General features: G+C 71.7%; 19 protein-coding genes. 10 read left to right on the forward strand and 9 right to left on the reverse strand.

Features of this window, described 5'->3' with window-relative positions; translation table 11 throughout:
• Positions 1–11 precede the first annotated feature (11 nt).
• The 3 genes from ACFY1H_RS06845 to ACFY1H_RS06855 form a co-directional block, all read right to left on the reverse strand.
• Positions 12–320, reverse strand: coding sequence for a helix-turn-helix transcriptional regulator (locus ACFY1H_RS06845; protein WP_220241202.1), 309 nt, complete (start codon positions 318–320; stop codon positions 12–14).
• Between the two features lie 67 nt (positions 321–387).
• Positions 388–2,793 carry a glycoside hydrolase family 2 protein gene (locus ACFY1H_RS06850; RefSeq protein ID WP_386945129.1) on the reverse strand — a complete coding sequence of 802 codons (2,406 nt, stop codon included), beginning with the start codon at positions 2,791–2,793 and terminating at the stop codon, positions 388–390.
• 2 nt (positions 2,794–2,795) lie between these two features.
• The gene (locus tag ACFY1H_RS06855) at positions 2,796–3,206 is read right to left on the reverse strand and encodes a helix-turn-helix domain-containing protein (protein ID WP_366576629.1); all 411 of its coding nucleotides are present in this window, start codon (positions 3,204–3,206) and stop codon (positions 2,796–2,798) included.
• A 93-nt stretch (positions 3,207–3,299) separates the two neighbouring features.
• Between ACFY1H_RS06855 and ACFY1H_RS06860 the strand changes: the two genes are divergently transcribed.
• Positions 3,300–4,118, forward strand: a complete 819-nt coding sequence (locus tag ACFY1H_RS06860) for an NAD(P)H-binding protein (protein ID WP_386945131.1) — start codon at positions 3,300–3,302, stop codon at positions 4,116–4,118.
• 13 nt (positions 4,119–4,131) lie between these two features.
• Positions 4,132–4,992: a haloalkane dehalogenase gene (locus tag ACFY1H_RS06865; RefSeq protein ID WP_386945133.1), complete on the forward strand. Its 861-nt coding sequence runs from the start codon at positions 4,132–4,134 to the stop codon at positions 4,990–4,992.
• A 7-nt stretch (positions 4,993–4,999) separates the two neighbouring features.
• Here the strand turns inward: ACFY1H_RS06865 and ACFY1H_RS06870 are convergent, their stop codons facing one another.
• Entirely contained in the window at positions 5,000–5,899 is a 900-nt protein-coding gene (locus tag ACFY1H_RS06870) for an NAD-dependent protein deacetylase (protein ID WP_366576623.1), read from the reverse strand.
• Positions 5,900–5,908: 9 nt separating this feature from the next.
• Positions 5,909–7,267, reverse strand: coding sequence for a sugar porter family MFS transporter (locus tag ACFY1H_RS06875; protein WP_366576621.1), 1,359 nt, complete (start codon positions 7,265–7,267; stop codon positions 5,909–5,911).
• A gap of 127 nt (positions 7,268–7,394) precedes the next feature.
• Here ACFY1H_RS06875 and ACFY1H_RS06880 point away from each other — a divergent pair, with 127 nt between their 5' ends.
• On the forward strand, positions 7,395–7,607 hold the full coding sequence (locus tag ACFY1H_RS06880) for a hypothetical protein (protein ID WP_386945135.1): 213 nt from the start codon (positions 7,395–7,397) through the stop codon (positions 7,605–7,607).
• Between the two features lie 183 nt (positions 7,608–7,790).
• Here the strand turns inward: ACFY1H_RS06880 and ACFY1H_RS06885 are convergent, their stop codons facing one another.
• Complete coding sequence (locus ACFY1H_RS06885; RefSeq protein ID WP_386945137.1) at positions 7,791–9,188, reverse strand: hypothetical protein; 1,398 nt, start codon at positions 9,186–9,188, stop codon at positions 7,791–7,793.
• A gap of 79 nt (positions 9,189–9,267) precedes the next feature.
• Here ACFY1H_RS06885 and ACFY1H_RS06890 point away from each other — a divergent pair, with 79 nt between their 5' ends.
• From ACFY1H_RS06890 to ACFY1H_RS06920, 7 genes are all read left to right on the forward strand, one after another.
• Positions 9,268–10,017: a nucleotidyltransferase domain-containing protein gene (locus tag ACFY1H_RS06890; protein ID WP_386945139.1), complete on the forward strand. Its 750-nt coding sequence runs from the start codon at positions 9,268–9,270 to the stop codon at positions 10,015–10,017.
• Between the two features lie 310 nt (positions 10,018–10,327).
• Positions 10,328–11,281 (forward strand): ABC transporter ATP-binding protein, encoded by a 954-nt coding sequence (locus tag ACFY1H_RS06895; RefSeq protein ID WP_366576613.1) that lies wholly within the window; start codon positions 10,328–10,330, stop codon positions 11,279–11,281.
• A 37-nt stretch (positions 11,282–11,318) separates the two neighbouring features.
• A complete protein-coding gene (locus ACFY1H_RS06900) occupies positions 11,319–12,023 on the forward strand; it encodes an ABC transporter permease (RefSeq protein ID WP_386945141.1) in 705 nt (234 codons plus the stop codon).
• Entirely contained in the window at positions 12,020–13,003 is a 984-nt protein-coding gene (locus tag ACFY1H_RS06905) for an ABC transporter substrate-binding protein (protein WP_366576609.1), read from the forward strand. Before ACFY1H_RS06900 ends, ACFY1H_RS06905 begins: the two co-directional genes overlap by 4 nt.
• Positions 13,000–13,731, forward strand: a complete 732-nt coding sequence (locus ACFY1H_RS06910) for a cysteine hydrolase family protein (RefSeq protein ID WP_386945144.1) — start codon at positions 13,000–13,002, stop codon at positions 13,729–13,731. The genes ACFY1H_RS06905 and ACFY1H_RS06910 overlap by 4 nt, the downstream gene beginning before the upstream one ends.
• On the forward strand, positions 13,728–15,164 hold the full coding sequence (locus ACFY1H_RS06915; protein WP_366576605.1) for a UbiD family decarboxylase: 1,437 nt from the start codon (positions 13,728–13,730) through the stop codon (positions 15,162–15,164). Before ACFY1H_RS06910 ends, ACFY1H_RS06915 begins: the two co-directional genes overlap by 4 nt.
• Entirely contained in the window at positions 15,164–15,868 is a 705-nt protein-coding gene (locus ACFY1H_RS06920) for a GntR family transcriptional regulator (protein ID WP_220241180.1), read from the forward strand. The genes ACFY1H_RS06915 and ACFY1H_RS06920 overlap by 1 nt, the downstream gene beginning before the upstream one ends.
• 115 nt (positions 15,869–15,983) lie before the next feature.
• On the opposite strand, the gene ACFY1H_RS06925 is transcribed toward ACFY1H_RS06920, so the two are convergent.
• From ACFY1H_RS06925 to ACFY1H_RS06935, 3 genes are read right to left on the reverse strand one after another with little or no spacing between them, the layout of a single operon-like run.
• Positions 15,984–16,730, reverse strand: coding sequence for a GntR family transcriptional regulator (locus tag ACFY1H_RS06925; RefSeq protein WP_366576603.1), 747 nt, complete (start codon positions 16,728–16,730; stop codon positions 15,984–15,986).
• Positions 16,727–17,635, reverse strand: a complete 909-nt coding sequence (locus ACFY1H_RS06930; protein WP_366576601.1) for a LysR family transcriptional regulator — start codon at positions 17,633–17,635, stop codon at positions 16,727–16,729. Before ACFY1H_RS06930 ends, ACFY1H_RS06925 begins: the two co-directional genes overlap by 4 nt.
• 36 nt (positions 17,636–17,671) lie before the next feature.
• Positions 17,672–18,292 (reverse strand): UbiX family flavin prenyltransferase, encoded by a 621-nt coding sequence (locus ACFY1H_RS06935; protein WP_366576599.1) that lies wholly within the window; start codon positions 18,290–18,292, stop codon positions 17,672–17,674.
• Between the last annotated feature and the right edge of the window lie 51 nt (positions 18,293–18,343).

Consider the following 18,343-nt stretch of genomic DNA (forward strand, 5'->3'; position numbering starts at 1 on the left):
CCGGCCGGGCGTCAGGGCTCGGTGAGCACCAGGTCCAGCAGGCCGGGGAAGCGCGCGTCGAACTCGGAGCGGCGCAGCCGGTTGTAGCGGCGGGGTCCGCGGTCGAGCTGTTCGAGCAGCCCCGTGGACCGCAGCACCGCGAAGTGGTGGCTCGCCGTCGCTTTCGACACCGGCAGGTCGAAGGTGCCGCACGCGCGCGAGAAGTCCGGCCCGTCCGAGAGCTCGCGCAGGATCGTGCGGCGCACCGGATCGGTCAGCGCGTCGAGCGCCTGCTGCAACGTCACCTCGGCCGGATCCGTGTGGGTCAGCGTTCGCGCCATGCCGCCTCCCGGCGTTCTCGTGTCACTCCGGCGTCGGGTTCGATCGTACCCGCGTCCGGCGAGTGGCTCAGACCGCGGAGATCGTGGCCGTTCCCGTGTCCAGAAACGGATGCGACGCGGTCACGGTGATCGTCCCCGGCGTGTCGCGCATCGAGCGGATCCACACCGCCGCCGCGCCGCCGAGCGCGCCGAAGTCCAGGAACTGCTCGCCGATCAGGACTCCCGGCCCGTCGACCGCGACGCTGAGCACCCCGCGGGCGTGCGGGCGCGGTGCGCCGTAGCGGTCCACGGACCGCAGCGTGACGCGCGTGGTGTCCTGGCCGTCGGCGGTGATGGCGCCGTCGTCCGCGGCCACGGCCAGCGTGTCGAACGTCGGGTCGGCGCTGAACCTGCGGCGCAGCACCGTCTGCCCCTTCACCCGGCCCTCGATCGTCAGGTCCGGGCGCGCCTTCCCGGTCACGGTCAGGTTCACCACGAACGGCGGGTGCTTCAGGTGTGGGAACCGCGCGTGGTCGGGCTGCACGGTGACCGGCCGCCGGCCCGCGACGGTGACCACGAGCTGGTCGCAGTTCGACCAGATCAGCGCGTTGCGGCCGGGTCCGCCGCGCGGAGAGCCGGGCCCGAAGTCCCAGTAGAACGCGGGCTCGATCACCGCGCCGCGCGACGGGGCCCGTTGCGCGCGGTAGAAACCCGCGCCCAGCTTGGGAATCCGGAAGAAGTCGACCACGCCGGGGTACTTCACCCCGCGCAGCGAGTGGTACCAGCCGGACGGGTAGTCGAAGCCGCACCACGCGATCAGACCGCAGTAGCGCGGGTCGGCCGCCGCGTGCTCATGCACCCACGCGTGGAGCATGCTCTGCTCCCGCTGCACGTCGGCGGCGTCGGTGCGCCGGAAGTACGGCGCGCCCACGAGCGTGCCGACGGCTTCGCTCACCAGGTACGGCACGCCCCGGCGCGGCGGGCGCAGCGGCGGCGGCGCGTTGCGCGAGGGCGGGCGGCTGTAGTCGTTGAACGAGAAGACGCCGCCGTTCTCCTTCACCGGGTACAACGGCGAGACGTAGCCCTTCTGCCCGGCGACCGCGCCGGTGCACGGCCGCATGGGGTCGAGCTCGGCGGCCAGCTGGTCGGTCTTGCCGTAGAGCGTGTACTGGCCCAGCGTCTCGTTCACGCGCGTGCCCCACACGATGATCGACGGGTGGTTGCGGTCGCGCACGATCATGTCGTGCACGTCGCGCACCGCGAGCTCCTGCCACGCCGTGTCGCCCACGTGGTCCCAGCCGGGCAGCTCCTCCCACACGAGGAGGCCGAGCTCGTCGCACGCGTCGAGGAACGCGGGCGACTGCGGGTAGTGCGAGCAGCGCACCATGTTGACGTTGAGCTCGTTCTTGAGGATCTCCGCGTCGCGCCGCTGCACGCGCTCGGGCATCGCGCCGCCGACGAACGGGTACCACTGGTGGCGGTTGAGCCCGAAGAGCTTCAGCGGCCGGCCGTTGAGGCGGAAACCGTCCACAGTGAACTGGGCGTCGCGCAGTCCGGTCCGCACGGGGTAGGTGTGGACCTTGCGCCCGCCGACCGAGAGCGTGACCAGGATGTCGCACATCGCGGGCTCGTCGACGTCCCACAGCTTCACCGCGTCGAGGCCTTCGAGCGTGACGGTGGTGTTCGTCTCGCCCTTGCGCAGACCCGTCATGTCGGTGACCGCGGTGGCGATCTCGGTGCCGGCCTGGCTCAGCGTCGCCGTGAGCCGCACGGGCCCCTTCACCGCCTTCGCCGCGTCGACGGTGCAGTGCACCACCACGGCACGGTTCGGCGTGAGCACGGCGATCTGCTGGGCGTACACATCGGACAGGTAGGCCTGTGGGGTGCCGTAGAGGTTGACCGTGCGGTAGATCCCGGCGGGCTGGTAGAAGTCGATGGCCGTCGGGTTCGGGTATTCGGGCAGGTCCGGGGGAGTGTCCTGCTGCCAGCGGCCGTCGACGGCCACGGCCAGCACGTTGTCCGAGTCGGTGAGCAGCCCGGTGACCTCGCACGTGAGCGGCAGGTACCCGCCGCTCTGCGAGGCGACGCGCCGGCCGTTGAGGAACACGGTGGTGGCGCTGAGAACCCCGTCGAACCGGAGGAACGCGCGGTTCTTGCGCAGCTGCGGCGGCACGAAGAAGTGCTGGCGGTACACCCACAGGTGCTGCCAGTCGTTCGGGTGCCAGCCCTCCCACGACAACGGCGTGACGCAGTGGGGCACCGACACGAGCGTCATGGACCGGTCGTCGAAGTCCACTTCGGTGCAGCCGGGCACGAACGGGCCGAACAGCCAGTCGGCGCCGAACCCGCTCGTCGCTTCCACCGGCTCGGGGTGGTGCAACGCGGCCGACAGCGCGCCGGAGGCGGCGATGGCGGCACCGGCGCCGAGCAGGAACGTGCGCCGGGCGTGACCGGTCCTCGGGACAGCCGTGCCCCCGGGTTCTTCCTCCGCCATGCCTACGCGCTCTGCCGGCCGCCGGACTCGTCGTACCCGGACTGCGTGGCGAGGATGTCGACGGCGTGGTCGCGCAGCCAGGAGAAGAGCGTCGACAGCTGGTCGCCGGTGCCGCGGCCGAGCGGCGTGAGGCCGTAGCTGACCTGCGGCGGCGTGGTGGGCTCGACCCGGCGCCACACGAGGCCGTCGCGCACGAGGGTGCGCAGCGTCTGCGCCAGCATCTTCTCGCTCACGCCTTCGATGCTGCGGCGGAGCTCGAAGAACCGCAGTTCCCGCTCCCGCAAGGCGATCAGCACCCACACGCCCCAGCGGCTGGTGACGTGGTCGAGCACCGTCCGCGCCGGGCAGTCGGTGTGAAACACCTCATACCCGTCACGGGTCGACCGGCCCGCGAACTGCGTCCATTCCTCCATGTCGTGAGCTTACTTAAAGGTGCGTCCTTCCGGCCGGGGGACGCGCACGGCACCTTCGTGACCACTGTGGATCGTAAGATTGGGGTAACGAAGATGATCGTGGTGACGGGGGCGACGGGCAACATCGGCCGTCCGCTGGTGGCGGCACTGGCGGCCGCGGGGGCACCGGTGACGGCGGTGTCGCGGACGGCGCCGGCCGACCTGCCCGACGGCGTGACGCACCAGGTGGCGGACCTGGCCGCGCCCGATTCCCTGCGCGAGGTGCTGGCCGGGGCGCACACGCTGTTCCTGTTCCCGGGCGGGCCGGCTCCGGCGGAGCTGGCCGACGTCGCGAAGGCCGGGGGAGTGCGGCGGCTCGTGCTGCTTTCCTCGCAGGGCGCGGCCACCCGGCCGGAGGCTTACGCGTTTTTCACGGCGTACGAACAGGCCGTGCGCTCGGCGGTGCCGGCGGCGACGATCCTGCGGCCGAGCGGGTTCACGACCAACACCCTGGGATGGGCGCCTTCGGTCCGGGCTTCACGGCTCGTCGAAGCTCCGTTCGGTGACGTGGCGCTCCCGTTCGTCGACCCGGCGGACATCGCGGCGGTCGCCGCCGCGGCGTTGCTGGACGACTCGCACGACGGCGCCGAGTACGACGTGACCGGTCCGGAGGCCCTGACGCCGCGCGAGCGGGCGGCGGCGATCGGCGCCGCGCTCGGCGAGCCCGTCCGGTTCGCCGAGCAGACGCCGGACGAGGCCCGCGCGCGGATGCTGGAGTTCATGCCGCCGCCGATCGTCGAGGCGACGCTGGGTGTACTGGGTTCGCCGCTGCCCGCGGAACGCCGGGTGAGCCCCGACGTGCAGCGGGTGCTGGGCCACCCGGCCCGGACGTTCGCCGAGTGGGTGGCGGGTTCCGTCGCCGCGTTCCGCTGAGGGACGGGCGGACATGCCGACCACTGCTGTGCTGGGTTCGACCGTGTACCACCGCGAAACCGGCCACGGCGCGCCGTCGGTGTTCCTGCACGGCAACCCGACGTCCTCCTATCTCTGGCGGCACGTACTGCCCGCGGCCGGGGGCGGGCGCCTGCTCGCGCCCGACCTGATCGGCATGGGCGATTCGGGAAAACCGCCGCTGGCGTACGGGTTCGACGACCACGCCCGCCACCTCGACGCGTGGTTCGACGCCCTGGGCCTCGACGACGTGGTGCTCGTCGGCCACGACTGGGGCGGCGCGCTCGCGTTCGACTTCGCGGCGCGCCACCCGGGCCGCGTGCGCGGGGTCGCGTTCACCGAGACGATCGTGAAACCCCTGACGTGGGCGGAGTTCCCGGCCGCGGGCCGGGAGCTGTTCCGGGCGCTCAAGACCCCGGGCGAAGGCGAGCGGATGGTGCTCGACGACAACGTGTTCCTGCGCGAGCTGCTGCCCGGCTCGGTGTCCCGCGCGCTCGCGCCGGCGGACTTGCGGGAGTACCTGCGGCCGTATCCGACCCGGGAGAGCCGGCTGCCGCTGCTGCAGTGGCCGCGCGCGATGCCGCTCGACGGCGAACCCGCCGACGTCGTCGCCCGGATCGCGCGCTACGACGAGTGGCTCGCGGCGAGCGCCGATGTGCCGAAGCTGCTCGTGACGTTCGAACCCGGTCCCGGGGTGATGCTGGGGCCGCAGCTGCAGAAGTGGTGTGCCGACACCGTCGCCGGGCTCGACCACGCGCACCACGCGGTCCCGGCGGGCCACCACACGCCGGAGGACCGGCCCGCCGAGCTGGCCGCGTCGATCTCCGCCTGGGCCGGCGCACGCGGGTTGCGGTAGGCCCGCGTCAGGCGAGGCGCGCGGGGCGGCCGACGCGGTCGACCAGGTCGACCAGGTCGGTCAGCGCCTCGCCCAGCGGCAGGTCGACGCGAACCCGCGCGTGGGCGTCGCCGCGGGTCTGGCCGCGGTTGACGATCAGGACGGGTTTGCCGGTTTTCGCGGCGTGGCGGACGAAGCGCAGGCCGGACATGACCGTGAGCGACGAGCCCAGGACGAGCACCGCCGAGGCCTCGTCGACCAGGCGGTAACAGCGCTCGACCCGGGCGCGGGGCACGTTCTCGCCGAAGAACACCACGTCGGGCTTGAGCACGCCGGCGCACGCGGTGCAGCCGACGAGCGTGAACGTGCGCACGGATTCCTCGGCGAGCTCGACGTCGCCGTCGGGGTTGATGCGGGTGGCGGTGCCGCCGAAGTCCGGGTTGGCCGCGCGCAGGCGGTCGTCGAGCTCTTCGCGCGGCGTGGTGCGGCGGCAGCCGAGGCAGATCACGCGGTCGAGGTTGCCATGCAGCTCCACCACGCCGCGCGTGCCCGCCGCGCGGTGCAGGCCGTCGACGTTCTGCGTGATGACGCCGGACAGCAGGCCCGCTTCGCGCAGGGCCGCGACGGCGTGGTGCCCGGAGTTGGGTTCGGCGCGCGCGATGGTGCGCCAGCCCAGGTGGCTGCGGGCCCAGTAGCGGCGGCGGCCCTCGGCGCTGGTCGTGAACTCGTCGTAGGTCATCGGGGTGTGCCGGCGCAGGCTGCCGGACTCGCCGCGATAGTCGGGAATGCCGGACTCGGTGGAGATCCCGGCCCCGCTCAGCACCACCACGCGGCCGCGGGAGACGACCTCGGCCACTTCGGCGACGCTTCCGGTGCGCGGGAGCGGTTCACCCGTGCCGGTCCAGGTCAGGGTCGGTCGTGTCCGCACCCGATCAGCTTACGCACCCACGAGCTCGCGTTCGAGGTCCTCGAGGCTGCGACCCTTCGTCTCTGGCATCAGCCGCCACACGAAGAGGAACGCGAGCGCCGTCATCACGGCGAAGAACAGGAAGTTCAGCCCGGCGCCGAAGGCGTCCAGCAGCGGCGGGAACACGAGCGCGACCGCGAGGTTGAACAGCCAGTTGAAGACCACGCAGACACTCACGGCCGCCGCGCGGATCCGCAACGGGAACAGCTCCGGCAGCGCGACCCACTGCACCGGGCCCCACGACACCGAGAACGACGCGACGTACACCGCGATCCCGGCCAGCGTCAGCCCGAGCAGCAGCGGTCCCTTCGTCATCCCGCCGAGGTTGACCACGGCCAGCAGCACCATCGCCGCGCACATGCCGAGCGCGCCCACGAGCAGCAGCGGCCGCCGGCCCGCGCGGTCGATCAGCCGCATCGCGGGCAGCGTCATGAGCATGTTCACCGCGCCGATGCCCACGTTGGCGAGGATCGCCCCGGACGAGCCGAACCCGACGTTGGTCAGCAGGGTGGGCGCGTAGTAGATGATCGTGTTGATGCCCACGAAGTTCTGGAAGAACACGAGCAGCATCCCGACCGTGAACACCTTCCGCAGCCGGCCGCCCGCGAGCATCCGCAGCCGCAGGGGTTCCGCGCGTTCGGCTTCGTCGCGGGCGCCGGCGCGGATGTCGGCCAGCTCGGCGTCGGCGGCGTCCTCGCTGCCGCGCAGGCGCGTGAGCACCGTGCGGGCCGTGCGTTCGTCGTGCTTGTTGACCGCGAGCCAGCGCGGGCTCTCGGGCTGCGTGTAGATCCCGGCGACGAGCAGCACGGCCGGCACCACGCCCAGCCCGATCATCCACCGCCACGCGCCCCAGCCCGACAGCGCGTAGTCGGCGATGTAGGCGACCAGGATCCCGACGGTGACCAGCAGCTGCATCAGCGAGGTGAGCTTGCCGCGCACTTCCTTCGGCGCGAGCTCCGACAGGTACATCGGCACCACCACCGACGCGATCCCCACGCCGATGCCCATCACGAACCGGAAGGCCACGAGCATCGGCGCCGCGCCCGACAGGGCGGCGCCGACCGTGCCGACGATGAACACCACCCCGGAGCCGAGGATCATCCGGCGCCGGCCCAGCGAGTCGGCCAGCCGGCCCGCGAGGCCCGCGCCCGCCATCGACCCGGCCAGCAGCCCGGAGACGACCATGCCCTGCACGATGGGGCTCAACGGGATGTCGCGGCCGATGTAGAGCAACGCGCCGGAGATGACCCCGGTGTCGTAGCCCCACAGGATCCCGCCCAGTGCGCCGAAGAACCAGATGCCGAAGTTCGCTGCCCGCCGCCCGCTCACCGGTCGATCATGACCCGGGCGGCGAAGATCGGCAGCGTGAACACCGTTTTCCTTGCCCGGTAACGCGAATCCCCCGGACGGGGCAGAAGCCGGTTCGGTCGCGGCGCGGCTGGGTACCTCAGGATGCATGTGGTTCGCGCTGGGTACACCCGTGGTCCTGATGGTCGCCGCCGTGTTGATGGAGCGGTTCGAGCAGCATTGCACGCGGGCCCCGGCGAGAGTCGAGGCGAGCGAACGCGCGCCGGAAAGGCTTGCGCCTGAACGGGCAACGCTTCGCGCGGCCACGGAACGCGAAGTTCCGCGGCCGGCGATGGCGCGGCAGGTGGCGCTGCCGCACTGATTTTCCGCCTTTTCCGCTTGGCGCGGACCACCGGGCAACGCCGGGAACGTGGTGCGGCGCCGGTCACGGCGGGCCGAGACGCCCGCCAGGGACGGTGATCGGCGTGGGCACTTGCGGGGACAGGGCCGGGCTCCCACCGTCGGGGTGCGGGAGCCCGGCCCGTCGCGCGCTTGTGGCGCCCGGCTACTGGGCCGCGCCCGAGGTCAGCGTCTGGTACCACGCGTCCCACGGGTGGTTGGTCGCCGCGTAGTTCGCCGGCGGGTTCGTGGCCAGCCCCGCCGAGTCGAAGTCCCAGCCGCGGACCAGGTGCCCGCTCTGGCGGGCCGAGGTGATGAACGCCGACTCCGTGGCGGGCGCGCCGTAGAACAACGCGTCCTGCTGCAGCTCCGCCGGGTCGCCCTTCTGGTACTCGTCGAAGGCGACCTGCGGGTAGCGCACGCGCTGGCCGCTCACGCGGTCGGTGGCGTAGCGCAGGGTCTGGGCGGGCGTCGGCCCGTCGGCACCGGTCGACACGGTCACCCGCCGGGTGCCCGACGTGCCGGTGGCCTTGGGGAACAGCGCGTCCGAGGTCTTCGCGTTGCCGCTCCAGGTGACCGCGCCGGACGCGTCGAGCGTGCCCTGCCACTGCCAGTTCTGGGTGGAGGACTGGCTGCGGTGGATCTCGCGCACGCCGGTGCCGGTGAAGGCGACGGTGGGGGACACGCCGTTGTCGTACTGCCGGCTGGCCGACCAGGTCAGCTCGCCGTCGGCGCCGAGCTGCGCCGTGTGCGACCAGAGCGTGGTGGCGGTCTGCGACTGGTGGACCTCCACGAGCCGGCCCGAGTCGTCGAGCGCGATCGCCGGGGTCTGCCCGCTGTCGTAGCGGCCGTGGCGGTTCCACGTCACAAGGCCGTCGGCGCCGTAGGTGCCGGTCCAGTACCAGAGCGCGCCGGCGCCGGAGTCGTGCACCTCCACGACCTGGCCGCGGCCGTTGATCGCCACCGCCGGGTGGTAGCCGACGTCGCGGCGGTACTCGGCGCGCGTGCCGCTGTCGCCCGAGAGCAGTGTGAGCACCTTGCCGCGCAAGGAGTCCGTGGTCGCGCCCGCCGGGTAGTCCTTGGCGAGCAGCAGGCGCGGGCCGAAGGCGGTCTGCACCTCCTGGTTCACCGCGGCCAGGTTGCCGGCGGCGAACGACGTGTTGTCGGTGAGGTCGTCCTTGAGGTCGAGCATCACCACGATCGGCGCGGCCGTGGGGTGCGCGGCCGACCAGGTGTTCACCACGGCGAGCCAGTCGCGCAGGTTGTTCGACGCGGGGTTGCCGGCGTGGTCGACGAGGTCGCCCGGGCTGCCGTGCCCGATGCCGTAGTCGTGGGCGGTGGCGTAGCCGTTGTCGTGGATGTCGAACTCGACGAAGCGCACGCCGTGGTCGAGCTGGTAGGTGATCGAGCCCTTCGCGCCGTCCACGTCGCCGGAGTAGCTGTTGTGGGTGGCCTTGAAGATCGTCGAGGCGAACGGCGTGGCGGCCGCGGTGGCGGGTGCGGTGACCAGCGCGAACGCGGTGGCGGCCGCGGCGAGCGCCACGGGCGCGCGGAAGCGGTGCATGTGCGGGGACCCCCAGGTCGAGTGCGGAAAGTGGCGAAATCGTAGCGATCATCCGCCGGGTTCATGGCATGTTCGGACGATGCCGGACAACAACGGGAAAATCTTTGCCGACCAGGTGGCCGACGTGCTGGGCGCACTGCCCGGGGTCGAGGCGGTCGCGCTGGGCGGGTCGCGCGCCCAGGGCAGCGCCGGCCCGGACAGCGACTGGGACGTGGCGGTCTACTACCGCGGTGCCTTCGACCCCGGTGACCTGCGCGCGCTCGGCTATCCCGGCGAGGTGTCGGAGCTCGGCGAGTGGGGCGGTGGCGTGTTCAACGGCGGCGCGTGGCTCACGATCGACGGCCGGCGGGTCGATGTGCACTACCGCGACCTCGGCTCGGTGGAGCACGAGCTGGCCGAGGCGCGGGCCGGGCGGTTCCACTGGGAGCCGCTCGCGTTCCACCTCGCCGGCATCCCGAGCTACCTCGTGGTGGCCGAGCTCGCGATCAACGAGGTGCTGCGCGGTACGCTGCCGCGTCCGGAGTACCCGCCGGCGTTGCGGGAGAGCGCGCCGAAGTTCTGGCGCGCTTCGGCGGAGCAGACGCTCGGCTACGCGAAGAGCGCGCACGTCGAGCGCGGGCACACCACCGAGACGGCGGCGTCGGTCGGCGTCGCGGCGCTGCAGACCGCGCACGCCGTGCTCGCCGCGCAGGGCGAGTGGGTCACGAACGAGAAGACCCTCGTCGAGCGCGCCGGGCTGCGCGGGATCGACGACGTGCTCGGCGGCCTCGTCCACGACCTCGAAGGCGCCTTCGCGACTGCGGTCGCGCTGCTCCGCGCGGCCCGCTGACAGTCGAACGAAGTGGCTAGTGTCGACAGTTGAGGCCTCGCTCGTGATGACACCTCGATAACGGGACGATCCGTACCGAGGGGAATCGACGCGCCGCTTCCCTTGGGTGACCAGGAATTTCCCTTGCCAGGAGAGATCTTTTTCCCGGTGGATGATGGCGACCGTCTCACTGCGACCCTTGACACAGCCCGGGCCGGGGCAGAGACTCTCCCGAAGTGTCGACACCTTGCGAATAGCAGTGCAGCCATCAGCAAGGAGGAGCAGTAGTGAGCAACCCAGAAGTCCGACCGGTTGGGGTGGCGGTCGGCCGATGACCTCGTCGAATGTATGTCTGGACGCGCGTGACCTGCTGCTGGGCCACAAGGCCCGGCGCGGCAACGCGTTCTCCACGGCGGTCCTCGACCTCAACCTCCAGATCATGGACGAGGAGTTCGTGGTCATCGTCGGACCCAGCGGGTGCGGCAAGACCACGTTCCTCGAAGCCGTCGCCGGGCTGGTCCCGGTCGCCGGCGGTGCGCTCGAGGTGGGCGGCAAGGCCGTCAAGGGACCCGGCCCCGAACGATCGCTGGTGTTCCAGCACGCGTCGCTCTACCCCTGGCGCACGGTGCTGGACAACGTCCTCTTCGGACCGCAGGTGCAGGGCCGGCTCACGCCGCAGGTCCGCGCCCGGGCCGAGGAGCTGCTGGAGATCGTGGGCCTGTCCCACGTGACCGGCAAGTACCCGCACGAGCTGTCGGGCGGCATGAAGCAGCGCGTGAACCTCGCGCGGGCGCTGGCCACCGACCCCACCCTGCTGCTGCTCGACGAGCCCTTCGGTGCGCTCGACGCGCAGACGCGCGAGAACCTGCAGGACGAGCTCCTGCGCATCTGGCAGGCGGACACCGTCAGCGCCAAGAAGACGGCGATGTTCGTGACCCACGACGTGAACGAGGCGGTGCTGCTGGCCGACCGCGTGCTCGTGTTCTCCCCGTCGCCGGCCCGGGTCGCCCTCGAGGTCAAGATCGACGCGCCCCGCCCCCGGGACGCGGCCTGGCGGCGCAGCGCCGAGTTCCTCGCCTACGGCGACCGGATCCTCGAGGCGCTGCACCACAAGCCGGCCGAGAAGACCGAAACCCCCGCCCCTGCCCCGGAATCCGCAGCTTCGGAAGACTCAGCGAGGAACCATGACAACGGCGTCAACTCTGACCAGGCCGCCGAGCACGCCCGGGCCGGCCGCGGCAGCGCAACCCAGGGGACTGTCCGCCTGGGTACAGCGCAGGCGTAGCGGCCTGCTCGGCGCGGCCGGGCTCGTCATCGTCCTGGTGCTGTGGCAGGTCTGCACCGCCACCGGGATCGTGGACGTCTCCTTCAGCAGCAGTCCGACGCGCATCATCGGGTCCGAGATCGACCTGTTCGGCTCGGGCGACATCTGGCCCGCGCTCGGCGCGACCGGCCTCGAGCTCCTGTGGGGCCTGCTGATCACGTTCGTGGTCGGCATCCCGGTCGGGCTCGTGCTGGGCCGCAGCAAGATCCTGCACGACATGACCGAGCCGATGGTCAACATCCTCTACTCCGTGCCGTACGTGATGTTCCTGCCGATCATCATCTTCTGGTTCGGCATCGGCGACGTCTCGCGCATCCTGGTGATCATCTGGGCCGCGATCCTGCCGCTCATCATCAACATCACCGCCGGTGTGCGGAACCTCGACAGCGACTACACCCGCGTGGCCACCGTGTTCTGCACGCCGCGGCTGCGGTTCTTCTACGCCATCGCGCTGCCCGCGACGCTGCCGTACATCCTCGCGGGTGTGCGCCTCGCCGTCGGCCGCGCACTGGTCGGCGCGATCGTCGCGGAGCTGTTCCTCGCGAGCCAGGGCCTCGGGTACTTCGTCCAGACCCAGACCTCGAACTTCAACATGGACAACGCCATGGCCGGCATCGTCATCCTCGCCGTCGTCGCGCTGCTGCTCAACGGCGCCGTGCGGATGATCGAACGCCGCTTCACCCACTGGGCAGGTTCGCAGTGAACAAGAAGATCCTCTCGGCGGTCGCGACCGCCGCGGCGCTGGCGCTCGCCCTCACCGGCTGTGCCGCCAAGGGCGGCGGCACCGCTCCCGTCAAAGCCGACGCCAACGGCGCCCTGCCGATCACCATCGGCTACACCGCGCTGGGCGCGGGGTACTCGGACCTGTACGTGGCACAGGACGAAGGCATCTTCGCCAAGCACGGCCTCAAGGTCACGCTCAGCCGGCTCAACGACAGCTCGCAGCTCGTCGCCGCGCTGTCGAGCAACAGCGTGAACATCGGGGTCGGCGTCGCCGCGGACTCCGCTGCCGCGATCATGAAGGGCTCCGACCTCAAGTACGTCGCGATGTCGGAGCCGCACTACAACCTCGAGATGTGGGCCAGCCCCGACATCAAGACGATCAAGGACCTCAAGGGCAAGAAGGTCGCGATCTCCTCGCCGGGGTCGCAGAGCGACTTCGGGCTGACCGACCTGCTCGAGGCCAACGGCATGAAGCGCGAAGACGTGCAGGCGGTGTTCGTGAAGAGCGTGCCCGCCGAGGTCGCGGCGCTCGGCAGTGGCGCGGTGTCCGCGCTGCTGACCCAGCCGCCGAACGGCACGCAGAGCCGCGAGAAGGGCGCGCACCGCCTGGCTTCGCTGGCCGACCTGCAATTCCCGCTCGGCGCGTACACCGTGCAGAACAAGTTCCTGCAGAACAACCGCGAAGCGGTGAAGCGGTTCTACGCCGCGGAAGCCGAGTCGCTGCAGTACTTGCGCTCGCACAAGCCCGAGACCGTGAAGGCGATCAAGAAGTACAGCGGGGTGCAGAGCGACGACCTGGCCAACTACGCGTACGACTTCTTCCTCACCGTGTGGTCGCAGACGCCCGAGGTGGACCCCAAGGTGATCAAGCAGGCGTTCGACGAAGCGGCGCACAACGCGAAGTCGACTCCGCCGGCGGACGTCACGAAGTACATCGACAGCACGCTGGCGGCGGCATGAGTGTGCCCCGGACCGCGGCCGCCGTGTTCGAGGACGGCTGGGCGCCCTACCTGACCGAGCGCGACCGGGCCGTGCTCTCGGCGACGTCGTGGGCCAAGCAGGTGCCGTTCGGTCTCGGCTCGCGCCCGCTCGTGGTCGCCGTCGACCTCTACTACGCGGCGCTCGGCCTGCCGCGCGCCGACATCGTGGAGTCGGTCGCCGACTGGCCCAGCTCGTGCGGCGACGCCGGCTGGGAGGTCGTCGACCGCACGGCGCCGTTCCTGCGGGCGGCCCGGGACGCGGGCGTGCGCGTGGCGTACTTCCACGCCACGCCACCGGAATTCGGGCGCTGGAACCGCAAGCCGGCTCCGGCGCTCGCGCCGAAGCCGCGCGCGGTGGACGGCAACGCCATCGTCGCGGAGGTGGCCCCGGTCGACGGGGACATCGTGCTGCGGAAGATCGGCCCGAGCTGCTTCTTCGAGACCCCGCTCGACACCATCCTCCGGGCGGGGGGCTACGACACGCTGCTCGTGGTCGGCGAGGCCACCAGCGGCTGCGTGCGCTCGACCGTGGTCGACGCGTGCAGCCGCGGCTACCGCGTGGGTGTGGTCGGCGACCTGTGCTTCGACCGGTTCGAGTCGTCGCACTGGATGAGCCTGTTCGACCTCAACCAGAAGTACGCCGACGTGATCACCGCCGACGCGGCCACCGAGTACCTCCAGGCCGACTCGCGACGAGGAGCAGCATGAACGACACCGGTCCCGACCTGCGGCGCTGGCTCGCCGAAGCCGAGCGCGAAGGCGAGGTCCAGCCGATCGAGGGCGCCCACTGGGAGCTGGAGATCGGCGCGCTCTCGCAGGTCAACTACCGGCGCAGCAAGCCGAAGGCGATGCTGTTCGACTCCATCAAGGACTACACCGCGGGCTCGCGGGTGCTGTCCGGCTCGGTCAGCAACCCGCGGCTGCTCGGCTCCGTGCTCGGCCTCGGCTGGGACAACACCGACGAGGACCTCATGGAGACCCTCGCGGTGAAGCCGGGCGAGTGGGCGGCCAACGCGTCCGAGTTCCGTGCGGTCACGGTGACCGACGGCCCGCTGCTGTCCCATGTGGACGACGAGGTGGACCTGCTGAAGTTCCCCGTGCCGCGCTGGCACGAGGGCGACGGCGGGCGCTACATCGGCACGGGCTGCGCCGTGGTCACGCGCGACTACGACACCGGCCGGATCAACCTCGGCGCCTACCGCATGCAGGTGCAGGACGAGGGCCGCTCGGCGACCGTCAACATCGAGGCCGGCAAGCACGGCGCGCAGCACCTGCGCCGCTGGTTCGAGGCCGAGGGCCGCGCGCCCATCGCCGCGTCCCTCGGGCACCACCCGGCCTACCTGGTGGCGGCCGGCGTCGAGGTGCCCGGCGACGTGTCGGAGTACGACTACGTGGGCGCGATGACCGGCTCCCCGGTGCGCACGATCGCGGGCCTGGCCACGGGCCTGCCGCTGCCGCACGACGCGGAGATCGCGATCGAGGGCTGGGTGCGTCCGGCCGACACCCGGCCGGAGGGCCCGTTCGGCGAGTGGACCGGGTACTACTCCGGTTCGAAGGACCCGATCCTCGCGATCGACATCGAGAAGGTCTACTACCGCGACGACCCGATCCTGCTCGGGGCGCCTCCGGGCAAGCCGCCGCACGACTACTCGTACATGCGCACGGTGATGAAGTCCGCGATCATCACCGACTCGCTGCGCAAGACCGGGCTGCCCGGCGTGCGCGGCGTGTGGGCGCACGAGGCCGGCGGCGGGCGTTCGCTGCTGATCGTGGCGATCGAGCAGAAGTACCCGGGGCACGCGCGCCAGGCCGCGTACCTCACGGCGCAGCTGCCGAACGCCGCGTACATGAACCGCTTCACGGTGGTGGTGGACCACGACGTGAACCCGCGCGACCTCGGCGAGGTCGTGTGGGCGATGTGCGGGCGCACCAACCCCGAGCTCGACATCGAGGTCATGAAGCGGACGTGGGGCAGCCGGGTCGACCCGCTCACGCTGCCGGGCGAGATCGCGTTCAACAGCCGCGCGGTGATCGACGCGTGCCGGCCGTTCGAGCGGCTCGCGGACTTCCCGGCGGTGGCCGAGTCGACCGAGGACCTGGTCGCTTCGGTGACCAGGCGCTGGCCCGAGGTGCTCGGCTAGTGACCGACGCGGGCGTCGAGGACCTGCGGAAGGAGCTGTTGTTCAGCGCGTTGCGCGGGTCCGACGGCGACTCGTCGCTCGCGTTCACGATCTTCCGCGAGCTCGCCACGAGCATCGTGGAGGGCAGGCTCCGGCCCGGCCACGAGGTCAACTCGGCCGAGCTGGCCCGGCGGTTCAGCACCTCCCGCACCCCGGTGCGGGAGGCGCTGCTCCTGCTGGAACGGGAGTCGCTGGTGATCGTGCCGCCGCGGCGGCGGCCGTACGTCTCGCCGGTGGACATGCGGCAGGTGCGGGAGATCTACGAGATCCGGGGCAGCCTCTACGGGCTGGTCAGCGAGCTGGTGGTCGCCCGCGCCACGGACGAGGAGATCGACGGCCTGCGGGCCTGGCAGAAGGTGCTGGCCGACGACGCCGAACGCGGCGACGTCCACGGCTACTTCTGGCACAACGTCGGCTTCCGCAACGCCGAGGCGAGCCTCTCGCAGAACGGCGAGCTGCAGCGGCGGCTGAGCTCGCTGGGCCTGCAGATGCACCGCTTCCGGCACCTGAGCCTGTCGCTGCCGGGCCGGCTGCTGCACTCGGTCGCCGACCACGAGCGCCTCGTCAACGCCTACGCCGACCGCGACGCGCCGCTCGCCGCCGCGGTCAGCCGGTCGCTGGTGCTGCGGGGTTACCGGGCGATCGAACGGTCCGGTCAGGTGTGAGGCAGTGCCCGGCTTCCCGGCCGGGCGCGCGTAACCGCCGTCTGTGCGCGCGAGGCCCCGACCCGCGCACAGGCGCCGGTCACCCGCGTCCGGCCGGGACGTCCGGCGGCACGCGTCAGGCGACGGGCCCGGGGGAACGCTCGACCTGCAGGCCGGACCAGCCGGACTCCTCTATCGCCTGCAGCCCGGCCGTGATGATGGACTTCGTCAGCGCCACGGCCAGCGGGGCGTCGCGGTCGCGGTAGGCCTCCAGGAGCCGTTCGTGGTCGTCCACCGAGCGCGTCAGGCGGCCGGGCAGCGACAGGCTGACGTGGCGCAGCTGGAGCGTGCGCAGGCCCAGGGAGCCGAGCAGGCGGGTGAGCTGGTGGTTGCCCGCGACCTCGGCCTCGGCCTGGCGGAACGTGACGTTGTGCCAGAAGTAGGAGTCGACGTCGCCGCGTTCGGCGTCGTCGCGCAGGTGGGCCTGCCACCGGTCCAGCACGTCGAGCGCGCTGTCGGGGGCGTTGCGCACGATCAGCTCGCTGACCAGGCCGTGCAGGCTCGCGCGGATCTCGTACATCTCGCGTGCCTGGCTCAGCGTCACCGGCGCCACGCGCGGGCGCCGGCGGGCGGGGATGTCCACGAGGCCTTCGCGCTGCAGCGTCAGCAGCGCTTCGCGCACGGGCGTGCGGCTGCTGGTGTAGCGGCGGGCGAGTTCGACGGAGTTCACGTCGGCTCCCGGCGGCAGGCGGCCGTCGATGATCTGCACCGCGAGGTCCTCGACGATGCGGTCCACGAGCGAGATCTCGGTGCGCCCGTCGCGCAGGATGCGGCGCAGGACGTCGGTTCCGGGCCGTTCGCCGGTTTCGTCCGGCACGGTCACGGGGTCTCCTCGGGGGTCGTGGCCGCGCGCAGCACGTCGAGCATCTGCTGGGCGGCCGGCGGGTGGCTCGCGTTGAGCAGCCGGACGGCCGCGATGCGCCGGCGCGGCGCGGGACCGGCGATGTCCACGGCGACGACGTCGGGCCGCAGCGCCACCAGCGCGAGCCGCGGCGCCGCGCTGATGCCGACGCCCGCCGCCACCAGGCCCTGTGCCGACAGGTAGTCCTCCGTGGCGAAGCCGATGTCGGCCTCGAACCCGGCGAGCCGGCACAGCGTCGTGAACGCCTCGTCGTACGGCGGGCGGTGGCTGCGCACCACCCAGCTCTCGCCCGCGAGCTCGCGCAGCTCCACTTCGGACTCGCCGGCCACGGGGTGGTCCACCGGCACGAGCACGCACAGCGGGTCGTCGGCCAGGTGGATCCACTCGATGTCGGCGGGCACCGAGCGCGGGTCGAAGTCGTAGTCCCAGGCCAGGCCCAGGTGGATCGAGCCGTCGCGCAGGTTCGCGGGCATGTCGGACGCGTGGGCCGAGCGCAGCACGATCTTCGTGTCCGGGTAGCGCTCCTGGTACGTGCGCACCACGCGCGGGATGAGGTCCGCGCCGGCCGTGGGGAACGCGCCCAGGCGCACGTAGGACTGCTGCGCCTTGAGGTCGGCCATCTCCTGCTCGATGTTCGCGATCGTGCCGAGCAGGCCCGTGCTGCGCTCGGCGAGGATGCGCCCGGAGTCGGTGAGCTCGATGCCGCGCGGGCCGCGGATCATCAGTGTCACGCCCAGCTGCCGTTCCAGCAGCGCCATCTGCTGCGACACGGCGGAATGGGTCATGAACAGGGCTTCGGCCGCCGCGGTGAACGAGCCGCGTTCGGCCACCGCCGAGAAGATCTGCAGTCGCCGAGCTTCGAGCACCCGAGTCCTTTCCCGACCGCTCGCGCGGTCCCGCCGTCAGCCACCTTGGGTGAGAGCGTCTTTGCGCCTGGTCACGTCACCGTCCCACGCCGGGGGCGCGAGCTCCCACAGGCCCACCCGGGCGAGCGCGCGGCGGGCGGTGAAGTCCACCAGGTCGTCGATCGTCTCGGGTCGAGAATAGAAGGCCGGGACCGGGGGCGCGATGATGGCGCCCGCTTCGGCCGCGGCGGTCATCGACTTGAGGTGCCCGAGGTGCAGCGGCGTCTCGCGCACCATCAGCAGCAGCGGCCGGCCCTCCTTGAGGCACACGTCGGCCGCGCGGGCGACCAGGTCGTCGGTGTAGCCGGTGGCGATGGCCGAGAGCGTCTTGATGGAGCACGGGGCGACCACCATGGCCTCCACGGGGAACGACCCCGACGCGATGGTCGCGCCGATCTCGCCCGGCCGGTGCGTGACGTCGGCCAGCTCGCGCACGTCCTCGGCGGACAGGTCGCACTCGTGGCGCAGCGTCACGATCCCGGCCTTCGACAGGATGAGGTGCGTCGAGAAGTCCGGGCGCTCGCGCAGCAGTTGCAGAATGCGCACGCCGTAACACGCACCGCTCGCCCCGGTGATGGCCACGACGACGTTGCGCCGCGGAAGTCCTGTCCCCGTCAACGGGCACCCGCCTTTCGTTCTCACCCGGTGGTGGTGCCGGGCTCCGGTCAT

The sequence above is a fragment of the Amycolatopsis sp. NPDC001319 genome (genome assembly GCF_042896185.1).
Taxonomy (GTDB): domain Bacteria; phylum Actinomycetota; class Actinomycetes; order Mycobacteriales; family Pseudonocardiaceae; genus Amycolatopsis.